Origin of the sequence: Micromonospora sp. NPDC048868 (genome assembly GCF_043198195.1) — a bacterium.
Classification (GTDB): Bacteria; Actinomycetota; Actinomycetes; order Mycobacteriales; family Micromonosporaceae; genus Micromonospora; species Micromonospora reichwaldensis.
In genome coordinates this window covers 470,623-487,120 of record NZ_JBICUN010000001.1, presented here as the reverse complement: position 1 = coordinate 487,120, position 16,498 = coordinate 470,623, and the positions used below count along the sequence as shown (strand labels likewise).

The 16,498-nt window shown below is 71.0% G+C and carries 11 protein-coding genes, 2 tRNA genes and 2 pseudogenes; 12 read left to right on the top strand and 3 right to left on the bottom strand.

The window, feature by feature from the left end; all coding sequences use genetic code 11:
* The first annotated feature begins 233 nt into the window (after nucleotides 1-233).
* From ACGFNF_RS02290 to ACGFNF_RS02280, 3 genes are all read left to right on the top strand, one after another.
* Nucleotides 234-3,101 (top strand): PQQ-dependent sugar dehydrogenase, encoded by a 2,868-nt coding sequence (locus tag ACGFNF_RS02290; RefSeq protein ID WP_393165207.1) that lies wholly within the window; start codon nucleotides 234-236, stop codon nucleotides 3,099-3,101.
* A 75-nt stretch (nucleotides 3,102-3,176) separates the two neighbouring features.
* Nucleotides 3,177-5,282: a ThuA domain-containing protein gene (locus tag ACGFNF_RS02285; RefSeq protein WP_393165205.1), complete on the top strand. Its 2,106-nt coding sequence runs from the start codon at nucleotides 3,177-3,179 to the stop codon at nucleotides 5,280-5,282.
* A 310-nt stretch (nucleotides 5,283-5,592) separates the two neighbouring features.
* Nucleotides 5,593-6,600, top strand: coding sequence for a sugar phosphate isomerase/epimerase (locus tag ACGFNF_RS02280; RefSeq protein WP_151455397.1), 1,008 nt, complete (start codon nucleotides 5,593-5,595; stop codon nucleotides 6,598-6,600).
* Nucleotides 6,601-6,693: 93 nt separating this feature from the next.
* On the opposite strand, the gene ACGFNF_RS02275 is transcribed toward ACGFNF_RS02280, so the two are convergent.
* A complete protein-coding gene (locus ACGFNF_RS02275) occupies nucleotides 6,694-7,092 on the bottom strand; it encodes a hypothetical protein (RefSeq protein WP_357578147.1) in 399 nt (132 codons plus the stop codon).
* Nucleotides 7,093-7,361: 269 nt separating this feature from the next.
* Between ACGFNF_RS02275 and ACGFNF_RS02270 the strand changes: the two genes are divergently transcribed.
* The 5 genes from ACGFNF_RS02270 (at nucleotide 7,362) to ACGFNF_RS02250 (ending at nucleotide 11,832) form a co-directional block, all read left to right on the top strand.
* Nucleotides 7,362-7,434: transfer RNA gene (locus ACGFNF_RS02270), tRNA-Asn, on the top strand.
* Nucleotides 7,435-7,756: 322 nt separating this feature from the next.
* Entirely contained in the window at nucleotides 7,757-8,995 is a 1,239-nt protein-coding gene (locus tag ACGFNF_RS02265) for an NAD(P)/FAD-dependent oxidoreductase (protein WP_357578148.1), read from the top strand.
* A gap of 43 nt (nucleotides 8,996-9,038) precedes the next feature.
* Nucleotides 9,039-9,992, top strand: coding sequence for a hypothetical protein (locus ACGFNF_RS02260; protein ID WP_393165203.1), 954 nt, complete (start codon nucleotides 9,039-9,041; stop codon nucleotides 9,990-9,992).
* Nucleotides 9,989-11,692, top strand: coding sequence for a M16 family metallopeptidase (locus ACGFNF_RS02255; RefSeq protein WP_393165201.1), 1,704 nt, complete (start codon nucleotides 9,989-9,991; stop codon nucleotides 11,690-11,692). The genes ACGFNF_RS02260 and ACGFNF_RS02255 overlap by 4 nt, the downstream gene beginning before the upstream one ends.
* Before the next feature lie 63 nt (nucleotides 11,693-11,755).
* Nucleotides 11,756-11,832 (top strand) — tRNA-Ile (locus ACGFNF_RS02250).
* Nucleotides 11,833-11,845: 13 nt separating this feature from the next.
* Here ACGFNF_RS02250 and ACGFNF_RS02245 read toward each other — a convergent pair.
* Nucleotides 11,846-13,042: a tyrosine-type recombinase/integrase gene (locus ACGFNF_RS02245; protein WP_393165199.1), complete on the bottom strand. Its 1,197-nt coding sequence runs from the start codon at nucleotides 13,040-13,042 to the stop codon at nucleotides 11,846-11,848.
* A gap of 30 nt (nucleotides 13,043-13,072) precedes the next feature.
* Here ACGFNF_RS02245 and ACGFNF_RS02240 point away from each other — a divergent pair, with 30 nt between their 5' ends.
* From ACGFNF_RS02240 to ACGFNF_RS02230, 3 genes and pseudogenes are all read left to right on the top strand, one after another.
* Nucleotides 13,073-13,285 carry a hypothetical protein gene (locus ACGFNF_RS02240; protein ID WP_393165197.1) on the top strand — a complete coding sequence of 71 codons (213 nt, stop codon included), beginning with the start codon at nucleotides 13,073-13,075 and terminating at the stop codon, nucleotides 13,283-13,285.
* Nucleotides 13,286-13,816: 531 nt separating this feature from the next.
* A pseudogene (locus tag ACGFNF_RS02235) lies at nucleotides 13,817-14,059 on the top strand (hypothetical protein); the annotation flags it as partial.
* Between the two features lie 218 nt (nucleotides 14,060-14,277).
* Nucleotides 14,278-14,787, top strand: a pseudogene (locus ACGFNF_RS02230) (M23 family metallopeptidase); the annotation flags it as partial.
* Nucleotides 14,788-15,451: 664 nt separating this feature from the next.
* On the opposite strand, the gene ACGFNF_RS02225 reads toward ACGFNF_RS02230, so the two are convergent.
* Nucleotides 15,452-16,138, bottom strand: a complete 687-nt coding sequence (locus ACGFNF_RS02225; protein ID WP_393165195.1) for a TetR/AcrR family transcriptional regulator — start codon at nucleotides 16,136-16,138, stop codon at nucleotides 15,452-15,454.
* A 55-nt stretch (nucleotides 16,139-16,193) separates the two neighbouring features.
* Between ACGFNF_RS02225 and ACGFNF_RS02220 the strand changes: the two genes are divergently transcribed.
* On the top strand, nucleotides 16,194-16,487 hold the full coding sequence (locus ACGFNF_RS02220) for a hypothetical protein (RefSeq protein WP_393165193.1): 294 nt from the start codon (nucleotides 16,194-16,196) through the stop codon (nucleotides 16,485-16,487).
* Nucleotides 16,488-16,498 lie beyond the last annotated feature (11 nt).

The following is a 16,498-nucleotide window of genomic DNA, read 5'->3' as shown; positions in this document are numbered from 1 at the left end:
ATGCTCGCCATTTAATGTCGGGCCATCACGAATCTGTTTCGTCGAGGTGAACCGGCGGCGCGGGAACCCATCGACTGGTGACCTCCGATCGATGGGGTCCACTCCATCCCTCGCAGGTCGCGGCCAGCCGGGCACGGCACCCCGGCGGGCCGACCGCATCCCCCGCTACGGCATCCGGCGCGACGGCGCGCGCCCGCACTGGCAGTCACTAGTCAGGAAGGGACGGCACACCCATGTCCACCCAGGACGCCAACACCCCACGGCTCCGACGACGGTTCTCCGCCGCCTCGGCGCTGCTGCTGGTCGCCACCGCCGGCACGGTCGCCCTCGGCGCCGGCCCGGCCACGCTGGGCGGCCCCGGCCCGGCCCAGGCCCACCCCATCGTCGGCACCGACTTCCAGCAGGTCACCCTCGCCAAGGGCGTCGCCGAGGTGGGCGAGCCCATGACGATCGCGGTGCTGCCGGACCGGTCGGTCCTGCACACCGCCCGCAACGGCACCGTCCGGCGTACGGACTCCGCCGGCACCACCTCCGTGATCGGCACGCTGCCGGTCTACACCCACGACGAGGAGGGGTTGCAGGGCGTCGGGGCCGACCCGAACTTCGCCAGCAACCGGCACATCTACCTCTACTACGCGCCGCCGCTGTCCACCCCGGCCGGGGACGCGCCGGCGACCGGCAGCGACTTCTCGGCCTGGCAGGGCGTCAACCGGCTCTCCCGGTTCACCCTCAACGCCGACTTCACGATCAACACCGGCAGCAAGGTCGACATCCTCGACGTGCCCGCCGACCGGGGCATGTGCTGCCACGTCGGCGGCGACATCGACTTCGACGCCGCCGGCAACCTCTACCTCTCCACCGGCGACGACACCAACCCGTTCGACTCGGCTGGTTACGCGCCCATCGACGAACGCACCAACCGCAACCCCGCGTACGACGCGCAGCGCAGCGCGGCCAACACCAACGACCTGCGCGGCAAGATCCTGCGGATCAAGGTGAACGCCAACGGCACGTACTCGATCCCGGCGGGCAACATGTTCGTCGACTCGGACGCGCGGACCCGCCCCGAGATCTACGCGATGGGCTTCCGCAACCCGTTCCGGATGAGCGTGGACCGGGCCACCGGCATCGTCTACGTGGGCGACTACGGCCCGGACGCCGGCACCACCAGCGCCCGGGGGCCGAGCGGCCAGGTGGAGTTCAACCGGGTCACCGGGCCCGGCAACTACGGCTGGCCGTACTGCACCGGCACCAACACGGCCACCGAGACGTACGCCGAGTGGGACTTCGCCGCCGGGACCGCCGGGGCGAAGTACAACTGCTCCGGCGGGCCGACAAACAACTCCTTCCGCAACACCGGCCTGCCCACCCTGCCCGGCGCGAAGCCGGCCTGGATCCGGTACGCCGGCGACGCCGGCACCCCGCCCGAGTTCGGCGGCGGCTCCGAGTCGCCGATGGGCGGCCCCGTCTACCGCTACGACGCCGCGCTGAACTCGACCACCAAGTTCCCGCAGTCCTTCGACGGGCAGTTCTTCGCCGGCGAACTCGGCCGAGGCTGGGTCAAGCCGATCCACCTCAACGCCGACGGCAGCCCGGGCGGCATCGACACGTTCCCGTGGAACGGCAAGCAGATCATGGACATGGCGTTCGGGCCCGAGGGTGCGCTCTACATCCTCGACTACGGCACCGGCTACTTCAACGGCGACGCCAACTCGGCGCTCTACCGCTACGACTACATCGCCGGCGGCAACCGGGCACCGACCGCCGTCGCCGCGGCCGACAAGACCTCCGGCGCGGCCCCGCTGACCGTGAACTTCTCCTCGGCCGGGTCCAGCGACCCCGAGGGCGGGGCGCTCACGTACTCCTGGGCGTTCGGCGACGGCACCAGCTCGACGGCGGCCAACCCCAGCAAGACGTACACCGCCAACGGCACCTACCAGGTCACCCTGACCGTACGCGACCCCCAGGGCGCGACCGGCACGGCGAACGTGCAGATTGGCGTCGGCAACACCGCGCCCACGGTCACCATCAACAGCCCGGCCAACGGCAAGCTGTTCAGCTACGGCGACACCGTGCCGTTCAGCATCACGGTGACCGACCCCGAGGACGCCGCCATCGACTGCACCAAGGTCAAGATGACGTACGTGCTGGGCCACGACAACCACGGCCACCAGATCACCTCGAAGAACGGCTGCTCCGGCTCGATCACCATCCCCGTCGACGGTGAACACGACGACGCGGCGAACATCTTCGCCGTCTTCGACGCCGAGTACACCGACGCGGGCGGGCTGACCACGCACAAACAGCACACCCTCCAGCCCCGCAAGCGCCAGGCGGAGCACTTCAAGACCTCCTCCGGCGTCGGCACCTTCGACAAGGGCACCGCCGAGGGCGGCAGGACCGTCGGCGACATCAACAACGGCGACTGGATCGCGTTCGAGCCGTACCGGATCGACAACGCGACCTCGTTCAGCGCCCGGGTCTCCTCGGCCGGCGCCGGCGGCACCCTCCAGGTGCGGCTCGGCTCGCCCACGGGCACCGTGCTCGGCTCCGCGACCGTGCCGGTCACCGGTGCCTGGGACGCGTTCACCACGGTCAGCGGCAGCATCTCCGGGGCGCCGGCCAGCACCGGCACGCTCTACCTCACGTTCGCCGGCACGGGCACCGGCGCGCTCTACGACGTGGACACGTTCGCCTTCACCACCGGCTCGGCGGGGGTCCGCACCGGCCCGGTCGTCGGGCTCGGCGGCAAGTGCCTGGACGTACGCAACGCGGCCACCGCCGACGGCACCCAGATCCAGATCTACGGCTGCAACGGCACCGCCGCGCAGACGTGGACGGTGACGCCGAACTCGACGGTGAAGGCGCTGGGCAAGTGCCTGGACATCTCCGGCGGCGGGTCCGCCGACGGCACGAAGATCCAGCTGTACGGCTGCAACGGCACCGGCGCGCAGAACTGGTCGGCCCAGGCGGACGGCACGCTGAAGAACCCGCAGACCGGCAAGTGCCTGGACGTCTCGGGCAACACCCCGACCGACGGGCAGCCCGTGCACCTGTGGACCTGCCACACCGGCGCCAACCAGAAGTGGACCCTGCCCTGACCTGAGGCGGGGAGGGGCACGACGGCCCCTCCCCGCCCCGGCAGGCCCTTGACAGCCCCGGCATTGGAGAGCGACATGCGCAGACTCCTCCGACCCCTCCTCGGCGCGGCCACCGCCGTCCTCGCCGTCCTCGCCTGCACCACCCCGGCCACGCCGGCCAGCGCCGCCGACGCCCCGTACGACGTGCTGGTCTTCTCCAAGACCGCCGGCTTCCGGCACGACTCCATCGCGGTCGGCACCCAGGCGATCCGCGACCTCGGCGCGGCCAACAACTTCACCGTCACCGCCACCGAGGACGCCGCCCAGTTCACGACGGCCAACCTGTCCCGCTTCGAGGCGGTGGTCTTCCTCAACACCACCGGCGACGTGCTCGACGGCACGCAGCAGAGCGCCTTCGAGTCGTACATCGGCGCCGGCGGCGGGTACGTCGGCGTGCACGCCGCCGCCGACACCGAGTACGGCTGGTCGTTCTACGGCAACCTGGTCGGGGCGTACTTCGCCTCGCATCCGGCCATCCAGCCGGCCAACGTGAAGGCGGAGAACCGGGCGCACGCGGCCACCGCGCACCTGCCGCAGACCTGGAACCGCACCGACGAGTGGTACAACTACCAGACCAACGCCCGCTCTACGGCCCGGGTGCTGGCCACCCTCGACGAGTCCTCCTACACGGGCGGCTCGATGGGCGCCGACCACCCGCACTCGTGGTGCAAGACCTACAGCGGCGGCCGGTCCTTCTACACCGGCGGCGGGCACACCCAGGCGTCGTACGCCGAGCCGGCCTTCCGCGCCCACCTGCTCGGCGGCATCCGGTACGCGGCCGGCCGGGCCAAGGCCGACTGCCGGCCCGAGACCGGCTACACGCCGCTCTACAACGGCTCCACCACCGGCTGGTCCCAGGCCGGGCCGGGCAGCTTCAGCAACGCCGACGCCACCCTCACCTCGGTCGGCGGGATGGGCCTGTACTGGTACAGCGCGAAGCAGTTCACCAACTACTCGCTCAAGCTGGACTGGCGACTCGCCGGCGACGACAACTCCGGCGTCTTCATCGGCTTCCCACCGTCGAGCGACCCCTGGTCGGCGGTCAACAACGGCTACGAGGTGCAGATCGACGCCACGGACGCGGCCGACCGCACGACCGGCGCCGTCTACACCTTCAAGTCCGCCGACATCGCCGCCCGGGACGCGGCGCTGAACCCGCCGGGGGAGTGGAACACCTACGAGCTGCTCGTCGAGGGCGAGCGCCTCCAGGTCTTCCTCAACGGCGTGAAGATCAACGACTTCACGAACACCGACCCGGTCCGCTCGCTCGCCGGCCACATCGGGCTGCAGAACCACGGTACCGGCGACGACGCCTCGTTCCGCAACATCCGGATCAAGGAACTCGGCGTCAACCCGCCGGTCGGGAACACCGTCCAGGCCGAGGCGTTCAGCTCGGCCTCCGGGGTCTCGCCGTTCACCAAGGCCGGCGCGAACGGTGGGCAGACCCTCGGCCACATCGACCCGGGGGACTGGGCCGCGTACGCCGGGCTCGACCTGACCGGCACGACGTCGCTGCGGGCGCGGGTGGTCTCCGGCGGGCCGGGCGGCACCATCCAGGTGCGTACGGGCTCCGCGACCGGCACCGTCCTCGGCTCGGTGGCGGTGCCCAACACCGGCGGCTGGAACACCTTCGCCGACGTCACGGCCGCCCTCTCCGGTGTGCCGTCCGGCACCGGCACGCTCTACCTGACCTTCACCGGCTCGGGCACGGGGCTCTTCGACGTGGACGACTTCACGCTTGTCAAGGGGGGCGGCAGCGGCGGCGTCGGGCCGATCCGGGGCCTGGGCGGCAAGTGCCTGGACGTACGCAACGGCGCCACGGCCGACGGCACCCAGATCCAGATCTACGGCTGCAACGGGTCCACGGCGCAGACGTGGACGGTGACGCCGAACTCGACGGTGAAGGCGCTGGGCAAGTGCCTGGACATCTCCGGCGGCGCGTCGGCCGACGGCACGAAGATCCAGCTGTACGGCTGCAACGGCACGGGCGCGCAGAACTGGTCGGCCCAGGCGGACGGGACGCTGAAGAACCCGCAGACCGGCAAGTGCCTGGACGTCTCGGGCAACAACCCGGCCGACGGGCAGGCCGTGCACCTGTGGACCTGCCACACCGGCGCCAACCAGAAGTGGACCCTGCCCTGATCCGCTGACCCTCCCGTTCCTCCCCGCGATCCCGCGGTCCGCGCCCGGCACGGTGTGCGCACCGGGGACGGACAGCCGCAGGATCGCGGGGAGGGGCGGGGGCTTTCGTGGGCGGCCCGGCGGTCCTAGAGTGGGGGCGGCGACCGTGGCGGTTGCCGGTGACCGGCGGGAGGCGCAACCCGGCGGGTCCAGGTGCACACCCGCACCCACCGGTGTCCCGCCGTGGCCCGCCGCCGCACCGGCCCGGCCGGTCGCCCTCGCCCCGGTCACGCACCCACGGAATCCCCCATCAACACAGGGGAGTAGCACCATGGCGCGACCCATCACGCTCTTCACCGGCCAGTGGGCCGATCTTCCGTTCGACGAGGTCTGCCGCCTCGCCTCCGAGTGGGGCTACGACGGGCTGGAGATCGCCTGCTGGGGCGACCACTTCGAGGTCGACAGGGCACTCGCGGACGACTCGTACGTCGAGCGGAAGCGCGAGACCCTGGCGAAGCACAACCTGAAGGTCTTCGCGATCTCCAACCACCTGGTCGGCCAGGCCGTCTGCGACCACCCGATCGACGAGCGGCACCAGGGCATCCTGCCCGCCCGGATCTGGGGCGACGGCGAGCCCGAGGGCGTACGCCGCCGCGCCGCCGAGGAGATCAAGGACACCGCCCGGGCGGCGGCGAAGCTCGGGGTGGACACCGTCGTCGGCTTCACCGGCTCGTCGATCTGGCACACGCTGGCGATGTTCCCGCCGGTGCCGCCGTCGATGATCGAGCGCGGCTACCAGGACTTCGCCGACCGGTGGAACCCGATCCTGGACGTCTTCGACGAGGTGGGCGTGCGCTTCGCCCACGAGGTGCACCCGAGCGAGATCGCGTACGACTACTGGACGACGAAGCGGGCGCTGGAGGCGGTCGGGCACCGGCCCGCGTTCGGGCTGAACTGGGACCCGTCGCACTTCGTGTGGCAGGAGCTGGACCCGGTGAACTTCATCTTCGACTTCGCCGACCGGATCTACCACGTCGACTGCAAGGACGCGAAGGTGCGCACCGGGGACGGGCGGCGGGGCCGGCTCGCCTCGCACCTGCCGTGGGCGGACATGCGGCGCGGCTGGGACTTCGTCTCCACCGGCCACGGCGACGTGCCCTGGGAGGACTGCTTCCGGGCCCTGAACGCGATCGGCTACGCCGGCCCGATCTCGATCGAGTGGGAGGACGCCGGGATGGACCGCCTCGTCGGCGCCCCGGAGGCGTTGCAGTTCGTCCGCCGGCTCGCCTTCGACGCCCCGGCCGCGGCCTTCGACGCCGCGTTCACCAGCAAGGACTGACCGCCCCGGGTGGCGCCCGAGCGGGCCGTCGTCGGGGGCCCGTACACGAACGGGCCGGTCGCCCTGAGGCGACCGGCCCGCGCGAAGGTGCGATCAGAGGGTGCTGCCGTTGGTGCCCGAGCTGGACGGCTTGCTACGGGGCGTGGCGGTGGTCGACCCGGAGGTCGAGGCCGTGCTCGACGACCCGGTGGAGCTCTTCGCGCCGACCGTGGCCGGCGTGCCGGCGAACGCGTCGTCGGCGGCGGTCAGCTCCTGCTTGTGGCCGTTGCTGCTGAGCTTCTCGCCCAGCTTCGACTGGCCGAGCTTGTCCTTGCCCTCGCTGTAGAGGCGGGTCGCCTGGGCCTGCGCGACACCGGCCGCCTCCTGGACGGTCGGGTGGTCGAGCACCTTGCGGCCCCGGATCACCAGCTCCTCGTACTTCTCCCGACCGGCACGGGCGCCCAGGACGAATCCCGCAGCCAGCCCGCCAAGGAACATCATCTTTCCGCGCATGGCGGCTCCTTCCGTACCTGACGCGCCGTCGACCGACGGTTACCCCGCCGGAGGCGACCAAATCGCGCCTGCCTTCTCTGTCTGCAGCTAACTACCCATCCTGCTCTCCGCTCATACCTCCTTGTGCCGGGATGACGATTTGTCCGGGTTTATTGTCGTGTGCGCGGGCGCCGATCGAAGCGGTAACCCCCTGGACCAACACCCCCCGGAATCCTGTACTCTTGTGCCGTCGCACGGCGCAGCGAGATCGGCGCCGGACGACACAACGGTCCCCCGTAGCTCAATTGGCAGAGCAGCCGGCTGTTAACCGGCAGGTTTTTGGTTCGAGTCCAAACGGGGGAGCTTCCACACCAGACGCCCGTCGGCCACGCCGGCGGGCGTTCGCCGTTCCCCACGCCGCGCCCATCGCTCCAGCCTCCCTCTGCCGCCGCTCCCGCCCCGTGTCTGCCGGCCGCCCCCCGCCGCCGTGGCCCGCGCCCGTCGTGGCGGGGATCGCGCCCGCCAGGTGTGCGGGACGACCTGTTTCGCCCACTTCCGGGCCGCGCGCCCGGCAGGATGGTCGCTGTCGACTTGGACTCCCGCTGCGTCGATTGGTGCGTCGATTCGTGGGTAGGTGAGTGGCCGGGCCGGCTGTCCCGGACCGACGGAGAGCGGGAGGTGCGCGATGCTCGCCGAGACCGATGTCGTCGTGGTCGGCGGCGGCCTGGCCGGGCTCGCCGCGGCCCGGCGGCTGCACCGCGCGGGTGTGCCGTGGCGGCTGCTGGAGGCCGGCGGCCGGCTCGGCGGCCGGGTCGCCACCGACGCGGTCGACGGCTACCTGCTGGACCGGGGCTTCCAGGTGCTCAACACCGCGTACCCCCGGATCGGCGCACTGCTCGACGTCGACCGGCTGCGCCTCGGACACTTCACCTCCGGCGTGCTGGTGCGCAGGGGCGACCGGCTGGCCCGCCTGGTGAACCCGCTGCGCGAACCCACCGGCGCGCCCGGCACCGCGCTGGCCGGCGTGGGCTCCCTGCTCGACCGGCTACGCTTCGCCGCGCTCGCCACGGGCTGCGCCACCCTGCCGAAGGAACGGCTGCTCAACGCCCAGGAGACCACCACCGAGGCCGCGCTGCGCCGCGCCGGCCTCTCCGACGCGATCGTCGAGGAACTGCTGCGGCCGTTCCTGTCGGGGGTCCTCATCGACCGCGAGCTGGAGACCTCCAGCCACGTGCTCGCGATGGTGCTGCGCTCCTTCGCCCGGGGCCGGATCGGCCTACCCGCCGAGGGGATGGCCGCGCTGCCCCGCGCCGTCGCCGACCCGCTCCCGGCGGAGCTGATCGACCTGGACACCCCGGTCGCCGAGGTCGCGCCCGGCCGGGTCCGCACCCAGGCCGGCGACCTCCGCTGCCGCGCCGTCGTGGTCGCCGTGGACCCGCCGGCTGCGGCCACGCTGCTGCCGGGCCTGCCGGCGGTACGCACGCACGCCTACACGACCTACTACCACAGCACTCCGGAGCCGCCGCTTGACGAGCCGATCCTGCTCCTCGACGGCGACCGGCGCGAGATCGTCGCCAACACGGTGGTGGTCAGCAGGGCCGCGCCCACGTACGCGCCGGCAGGACGGCACCTGGTCGCCACCTCGGTGGTCGGCCCGTCGGCCCCGCCCGAGCCGACGGTACGGGCGGAACTCACCCGGCTCTACGGCCGGTCCACGGCGGACTGGACCCACCTGACCACGGTGTCCATCCCCGACGCGTTGCCCGCCGCGCCCCCGCCGCAGGGGCGGCTGCGCAAGCCGGTGGCGCTGGGGGAGGGCCTGTTCGTGGCCGGGGACCACCGGGACAGCCCCTCCATCCAGGGTGCCCTCGCCAGCGGCTGGCGGGCCGCCGGGGCCGTCCTGTCGGAGCTGCGTACCGGCTGAACGGGGGGTCACGTCCCGTTGAAGATCACTTATGCTCCTCGCCATGCCCGCACCCCTTCCGCCGCCCGACTTCGACGCCGCGGCGGCGTACCCCCAGGTCGGTCAGGTGCGCGCGGCCCTCGCGGCGCGCGACTGGCCGGCCCTGCGCGCGCTCGTCGACGGGCAGGACCCGCACGGCCGGACCTTCCTCGTCGGCGAGGCCGGCGAGGCCGAGGACATCGAGGAGTTCCTGCGTGAGGTGCTGGCGCAGCGGCCCGACGACGCGCTCGCCGGCGCCCTGCTGGGATCGCACCTGATCCGCGCCGGCTGGCGGATCCGCTCGTCCTACCGGGCGCAGCACGTCAGCCGGGAGCAGTTCGCCCAGTTCCACGCCCACCTGCGGCGCGCCGAGCAGGTGCTGATCGACGTGACTGCCCGGCACCCGGACGACGCGGCGGCCTGGACGCAGCGGATCACCAACGCGCGCGGGCTGGAGCTCGGCCAGGCAGAGGCCCGCCGCCGCTACGACCAGCTCGCCAAGCACCATCCGCACCACCTGCCGGCCCAGGCCTCGCTGCTGCAACAGTTCTGTCCCAAGTGGAGTGGCACCTGGGAGCGGGCACACGGCTTCGCCCGGGAGTGCGCCGACGCCGCCCCGCCCGGCGCCCCGAACGCGGTGCTGGTGGTCGAGGCCCACCTGGAGGAGGCGCTCGACCATGACGACCTCCGCGAGGCGGGCGCCCACCTGCGCGGCGCGCACGTGCAGCGCGAGATCCACCAGGCGGCGCAGCAGTCGGTCTGGCACCCCGAGTTCCGCAACGACTGGGGCTGGGTCTGGGTGCGCAGCGTCTTCGCGATGGCCTTCTGCCTGATGGACGAGTACCAGGCGGCGGCACAGCAGTTCGCGGCCATGGGGCCGCTCGGCGACGAGGCGATGTTCGGCTACATCGACGGCGACTCGACCAAGCAGTTCCAGAAGTTCCGCGACAAGGCGTACGCGAAGGGTGGGCGGTCATGATCCAGGAACTGGACGTGGACGGGGTGCCCACGCTGCTCGCCCCCACCGGCGGGCCGATGCGCGCCGGGCTGACCTTCCGGGTCGGCACGGCCGACGAGACGCTCGCCCGCAGCGGCATCACCCACCTGCTGGAACACCTCGCGCTGGCCCCTCTCGGGCTGGCCGACTACCACGTCAACGGCGCCACCGCGCCGGTGTTCACCACGTTCCACATGCAGGGCTCCGCGCAGGACATCGCCACCTTCCTCACCTCGGTCTGCGCCAACCTGACCGAGCTGCCGACCGGCCGGCTCGACGTGGAGAAGGAGATCCTGCGCACCGAGTACAGCAGCCGGGGCACGGCCGCTGTCGACGACATCCCGCTGTGGCGTCACGGTGCCCGCGACTTCGGCATCACCAGCTACCCGGAGTGGGGGCTCTCCGCGCTCACCGCCGACGACCTGCGGCAGTGGGCGGCCCGCTGGTTCACCCGGGAGAACGCGGTGCTCTGGATCGCCGGGAATGCCGTCCCCGCCGGGCTGCGCCTGACGCTGCCCCAGGGCGTACGGCAGCCGGTGCCGGCCGCGTCGTCGGCGCTGCCGCAGACCCCCGCGTACTTCGTCGGCGGGTCGCGGGCCGTGGTGCTGGACGCGGTCGTGCGGCGCCGGACCGCCGCGAGCGTCTTCGCCGGGGTGCTGGAGCGCGAGCTGTACCGGGCGCTGCGCCAGGACGGCGGCCTCTCCTACCAGACGACGGCGGGCTACGAGCCGCGCGGCGACGGCCACGCGACGCTGCGGGCGCTGGCCGACGCGCTGCCGGAGAAGCAGGACGCCGTGCTCGGCGGCTTCGTCGACACGCTCGCCAAGCTGCGGGTCGGCCGGATCGAACAGGCCGACCTCGACGCCGTCGTGGCGAAGCGGCAGGACTTCCTCGGCACCGCCGAGGTGGACGCGGCGCGGCTGCCGTCGTACGCCTTCAACGTGCTCACCGGGGAGCGCAACCTCACGGTCGACGAGCACCGCGCCGAGCTGAAGGACGTCAGCACGGACGACGTGCACGAGGTGGCCCGCGAGGCGCTGGCCGGGGCGCTGCTGATGGTGCCCGAGGGGCACCGGGCCGACTGGGCCGGCTTCGTCGCGGCACCCACCCGCTCGGCCGACACCGTCGCCGGTACCCCCTACCGGGAGAAGGAAGGCGACGGCGAGTTGCACGTCGGCGTGGACGGGGTGAGCTGGCTCGGCCGCGGCGGCCCGCTCACCGTCCGGTACGCCGAATGCGCCCTCATGCTCACCTGGCCCGACGGCGCCCGGCAGCTCATCGGCGACGACGCCATCTCGATGCGGATCGAACCGACCATGTTCGACCTGCACCCCGGGGCGATCCGGGTGATCGACTCCCAGGTGCCGGCCGACCGGCAGGTGGCCATGCCGGCCCGCGACCCGGACCGCATCCCGCAGCCGCAGGCCGCAGCCGGCTCTGGCTCTGGCTCCACACGGCGGGAGCCGGCGAAGCGCTCCTGGTGGGAGATCCCGCTGATGGTCGTGAGCGGCCTCGCCGCGCTGGCGATCGGCGGGGGGACCTTCCTGCTGACCCTCGGCATGTTCATCACCGAGACGGCCGAGAGCGACGAGGGCTGGCTGTGGGGCGTCATCGCGGTGGGATGGCTGCTCACTGTTATCCTCGCGTTGCCCATCGTGCTGCTACGCCGGCGACGCCGATGAGCGACGGCGCCGTTTCGTGCTGGCCGGTGATCCACCGGGCGGGATAAGATCCGGCGCGGTAATGGGGCGGTAGCTCAGCCGGTTAGAGCAGGGGACTCATAATCCCTCGGTCGCGGGTTCGAGTCCCGCCCGCCCCACCAGGCGAGACGCTGGTCAGCCATGCTGTCGATGCCCCGGACACACCGCATTGAGGTCCGGACCGACGCCCTCAATCCGCACTGAGTCCGCAGCAGCACGAGCCGCCGCCCGGTCGAGGCGGTCCGCCACCTGGTCCAGGTCGTCCTCGAACAGGTCCGCGTACACGTCCAGCGTCATGGCCGCCGAGGCGTGCCCGAGCATCCGCTGCACTGCCTTGACGTTGGCGCCCTCGGCCACCGCGAGACTGGCCGCCGTGTGCCGCAGCCCATGCGGCGTCAGGCCGGCGAGCCCGATCGACTCCGCAGCCCGATCGAAGACGCGGCGACGGAAGTTGTTGTTGCGCAGCACATCGCCGGCAGGGGAGGTGAACACCAGTTCGTCACCGGAACGGCCGGCGATCTGCGCGGCGATCGGCTCGACCAGGAACCGGGGGAGGGGCACCGACCGCCGTTGGTGGGTCTTCGGCGTACCGAACACCGCCCGACCGTTGACCTCGGTCACCGACTCCGCCACCAGCAGCCGACGTTTCATGAGGTCCACTCGGCGGACCCGAAGCGCGGCCAGTTCGCCCCACCACCGCCCGGTGTAGGCCAGCACCCGGATGATCAGCCCGTGCGGCTCTGCCGCCGCCGCCAGCTCGTCCACCTGGACGTGCGTCAGGAACACCTTGTCTGCGTGCCCGACGCGGGGGAGGCGTACACCGGCCGCGACGTTGCGAGTCAACCGACCATCCCGAACCGCCAAAGCCAGCAGCAGCGAGAACACCCGGTGGGCTTGCCGAACGGTGGACGGCGCAAGACCGGCCTGCGTCATGCGGCGCACCCACTCGCCAACGTCCGCGTGCGTGACTGCCGAAAGCGGGACGCGTTCCCACACCGGAAGCACCTGCCTCCGCAGGAGACTGCCGTACCGCTGGCGAGTCGACGGCTTGAGCTGCACCTGATTGGCCAACCACCGGGCGGCCCAGTCGCCAACGGTGACCCGCGAGAGAGCCGGATCGACCCACTCACCGCGGGCGATTGCCGTCTTCATAAGGCGGCCCGCAAGCGGGCCGCGCCGGCCCGGTCCCGGCCTGCTGGCGACCTTCGGCCGGCATCGGCCGGGCCGGCCGGCCACGCTGACGAGACACAAGACCGTGAAGACCTCGGGGCTCTGCCCCGAACCCCGGCCCTGCTCAGAGATGCCGCCGCGGCTCACCTCGTCGGGCACCATCCAGCCGACAGCCCAGCACTGCCCATCTACATGGTCATCTTCTTCTTCCTGGGCGTCGTCGCATTCTGCGCACACGGACTGGCGGACGGCGCAATCGTCATCGCGAGCATCGTCTCGGGGGTGTTCTTCACGTGCTTCCTGATCCTGTTCGCGATCTACTGGACCGGATACCTACTGAAGCGGCACGCCGTCTGGCAAGCCGAGCGCCAGGCTGAGTCCGATGGGCCATCCACGGGCCAGTAGCCAGAGGGCTGAGCGGTCACGAGCGGGCACGAGGCGCACCCAGATCGGGCACCGGTCGCAGGCGTTCCGGGCATCACGACTGGTTGAGCACGCTCTTCCAAACTGACGATCTGCGTTCGCGGGCCGCTTGAAACTAGTTCCCACCGCCACCTGCATCGCCGCCAGCGCCCCCGTCCGGCGGAGGGTGAAGCAAATCAGGGGGCCCGTCGTCGGACCGGGAGTTTCGTGGCTTCAACAGAGCGATCACCATGAGCACCAGGAGGGGCAGCAGGATCGCGACGACGACAACAATCCTCACCGTCTCGATCACTGACACCACGAAACGAGCCTACGATCGCCGGGGGGTGGAGTCCAGGCGGCGCAGTCCGCATCTAGGCGGTGTCTTCAAGGGATCTTGGAGTCGGATGTTGTAGCGCGTGGGTCGTCGCTACGAGTTGTCTGACGTCGAGTGGGAAGCGCTGTCGCGGTACCTGTCGTCGGCGGTGACCGGTGGCCGGCCGCGGGCCGATGATCGGCGGGTTCAACGGAATCGTCGTGGTTCTCCCGAACCGGCCGGTGCTTATCCGCCTCGTCGGTGCCGTGCTCGCCGAACAGAATGACGAATGGACCGAAGGCCTCTGCTGCATTGGCCTGGAACTACTCGCCAAAGTCCGCATGATCACCGTTGCCACCCACCATCACGGCACCAGTCAGCCCAACCCACCCCGATTGCCGCATACATCACGGATCTCGCGATGCCATCTTTTACGCCACCAGCGCGGACATGACCGCTAGCGGCCGAACCCACTCCCTACCGCAACGAGGCGGTAACAGGGACAGCAGGAATCCTTCGTCAGGTCTCTGCGTCTCTGGAAGCTATTAACATCCGTTGACGGAGCCCTTAGGATCCTCCGAACGTAAGTGCATCGGAAGCCTTCTATAGCCAACCCTCAGGATGAACCGTGCGACCGCTCAGATCCCTCGTCACGCTCGTGGCCGCCCTCGCCACAGCGCTGACCGCCACGCTCTTCGTCGCCTCGCCCGCCCAGGCGGCGCCGAACTTCAAGGCGCCGTATCCCTGCGGGCAACGGTGGACGTACAGCCACCACAGCGCCGAGGTGCGCATGGCCCTCGACTTCGTCCGCGCCGACGGTGGTAGCACCGCCGGCGCCCCGGTGCTCGCCTCCGCCGCCGGCACCGCCACCCGCCACTGGCAGTCCGGCGGTGCGGGCAACTACATCGTCATCGACCATGGTGGCGGCTGGAAGACCTACTACTTCCACCTCGCCGCGTTCTCCGTCGGCCACGGGGCGTGGGTGAACACCGGACAGCAGATCGGCACCACCGGCAACACCGGCAACTCCTTCGGCGCGCACATCCACTACGAGCAGCTCTACAACGGCGTCGGCCAGACCATCAGGATCAACGGGGCCGCGCTCGCCTACCCGGGCTCGTACAGCCAGTACTACCTCACCAGCGACAACGGCTGCGGCGGCACCGCGTTCTGGACCTGGGGCTCCGGCGTCCGCGTCCGCAGCGACGCGTACCTGTGGGCGTCGACCGTGACCTCGCTGGCCGGTCCCACCCTCGTCAACGTCACATGCCAGAAGCAGGGCGACACCGTCTACGCCGAGGGCTACGTCAACAGCTGGTGGTCCCGACTGCGGGATCAGAACGGCTTCATCTCCAACATCTTCATCAACCACCCGGCACAACAGCTACCAGGCGTACCTATCTGCTAGCTAGTAGTCATCACGAAGAGACTCGTCTCGGCTGTCAGCCCTCGGAGACGAGGCGGCACCCACGGTCCGCGTCGGAACACTCCGGCGCGGACCGTGCGTCAATTCCGCACCGCGCGGTGGGCCGCTTGCGGTGGAAGCGTTAGCGACCGTGCTGGCGGAACCGATGAACCAGCTTTGCCCTTTGCCAGCTCAGTGGTCAGATGTGCGTCTGGCGGCCGCTGGGCGCTGGTCGGTGGGTTGCGCTCGCCGTCGGCCAGGGCGATCCGGAGTTGCCGCTTGAGTTGCTCTTGACGGTCGGTGAGGCCGATCCGTTCTACCCTTTCCAGTTGCTCGCGTGACCAGTGGCTTCCTCCTCGTCACCACCAGAACCGACGGCACCAGGCCGCCATTGAGAGGGCCCGCAGGCAGTCCCGCAGGACAGGGCGGTTCGGCGGGCGGGCTGGAATCATCGGGCACCCGAGTTCCGTGAGTTGGACAAACCCAGCGGTAGCGGGTCATCGGCGATGGTGGCGCCGCTGACGGTGTCCACATACCACCGCTGGTACTGCTCCAGCGGCCATCCGCGTTGCCGGACGAGCCAGTCGAAGTTGCGGACGTCCTGGGCCAGCCAGAGGATGTCGGCCACCTGTTCGACGTCCAGGTCGGGTCGGAGGGCTCCCGTGCCGACGAGTTCCGCGGCGAACATGGCCATGCCGCGGCGGCGCTCTTCGATGTTCTTGCGCCAGATCGCGGCGGCGTCCGGATCGGCCGTGGCCGCTGCGGCCAGGGCGAGCATCACCTGGGCCTGCCGGGCGTTCACCTCGACCAGATGGCGGGCGTAGCGGGCGAGCTTGGCGCGGGGGTCGGCGAGCGCGCGGATCTCGGCGACGAAGGGCCGGTCGGGCAGGGCCACCGGTTCGTCGTCACCGGCCAGGGTGACGTCGACCAGGTGGGAGAGCAGTTGCCGTTTGCTGCCGAACACCGCGTAGAGCGTCTGGACCGCGACGCCGGCTTCCGCGGCGACGGCGGTCAGCGGCGTGGCCGCGTAGCCGGGGTCGACGAACAACCGACCGGCCGCTTCGAGGATCGCCCGCCGGGTCTGTCGGGATTGCTCCTGCCGCCGGGAAGAGTCATAGCGTCTCTTGACAACCACTGGTCGAGTGTAGTGCTCTATTGGATAGATACTAACTCTATCGAAAGGAGCGGTCATGCCGTTCGGTGTGTTGCAGGAGATGCCCGGCGTCAGCGAGGCGGAGTACCAGCAGGTGGAGCGACACCTCGGACCGGACCGGCCGCCGGGACTCGTCGCCCATGTCGCCGGCCCGACCGAGGACGGCTGGCGGATCATCAACATCTGGCAGGACGAAGCCGCGTTCCGTCGGTTCCAGTCCGAACGGCTGGTGCGGGCCGCAGGCTTGGCGGCGCAGGAGGACGGCTTCGACCCGACGAAGGCGGCCAGCTTCCGATCGCTGAGCGTCGACGGCGCCGAGATGCCGTTCTGATGACCGACACC

Bases quoted from the DNA above. Each gene is read 5' to 3' on its own strand.
- ACGFNF_RS02290 (WP_393165207.1), top strand. From the start codon at position 234: ATGTCCACCCAGGACGCCAACACCCCACGGCTCCGACGACGGTTCTCC.
- ACGFNF_RS02285 (WP_393165205.1), top strand. From the start codon at position 3,177: ATGCGCAGACTCCTCCGACCCCTCCTCGGCGCGGCCACCGCCGTCCTC.
- ACGFNF_RS02280 (WP_151455397.1), top strand. From the start codon at position 5,593: ATGGCGCGACCCATCACGCTCTTCACCGGCCAGTGGGCCGATCTTCCG.
- ACGFNF_RS02275 (WP_357578147.1), bottom strand. From the start codon at position 7,092: ATGCGCGGAAAGATGATGTTCCTTGGCGGGCTGGCTGCGGGATTCGTC.
- ACGFNF_RS02265 (WP_357578148.1), top strand. From the start codon at position 7,757: ATGCTCGCCGAGACCGATGTCGTCGTGGTCGGCGGCGGCCTGGCCGGG.
- ACGFNF_RS02260 (WP_393165203.1), top strand. From the start codon at position 9,039: ATGCCCGCACCCCTTCCGCCGCCCGACTTCGACGCCGCGGCGGCGTAC.
- ACGFNF_RS02255 (WP_393165201.1), top strand. From the start codon at position 9,989: ATGATCCAGGAACTGGACGTGGACGGGGTGCCCACGCTGCTCGCCCCC.
- ACGFNF_RS02245 (WP_393165199.1), bottom strand. From the start codon at position 13,042: ATGGTGCCCGACGAGGTGAGCCGCGGCGGCATCTCTGAGCAGGGCCGG.
- ACGFNF_RS02240 (WP_393165197.1), top strand. From the start codon at position 13,073: ATGGTCATCTTCTTCTTCCTGGGCGTCGTCGCATTCTGCGCACACGGA.
- ACGFNF_RS02220 (WP_393165193.1), top strand. From the start codon at position 16,194: ATGCCGTTCGGTGTGTTGCAGGAGATGCCCGGCGTCAGCGAGGCGGAG.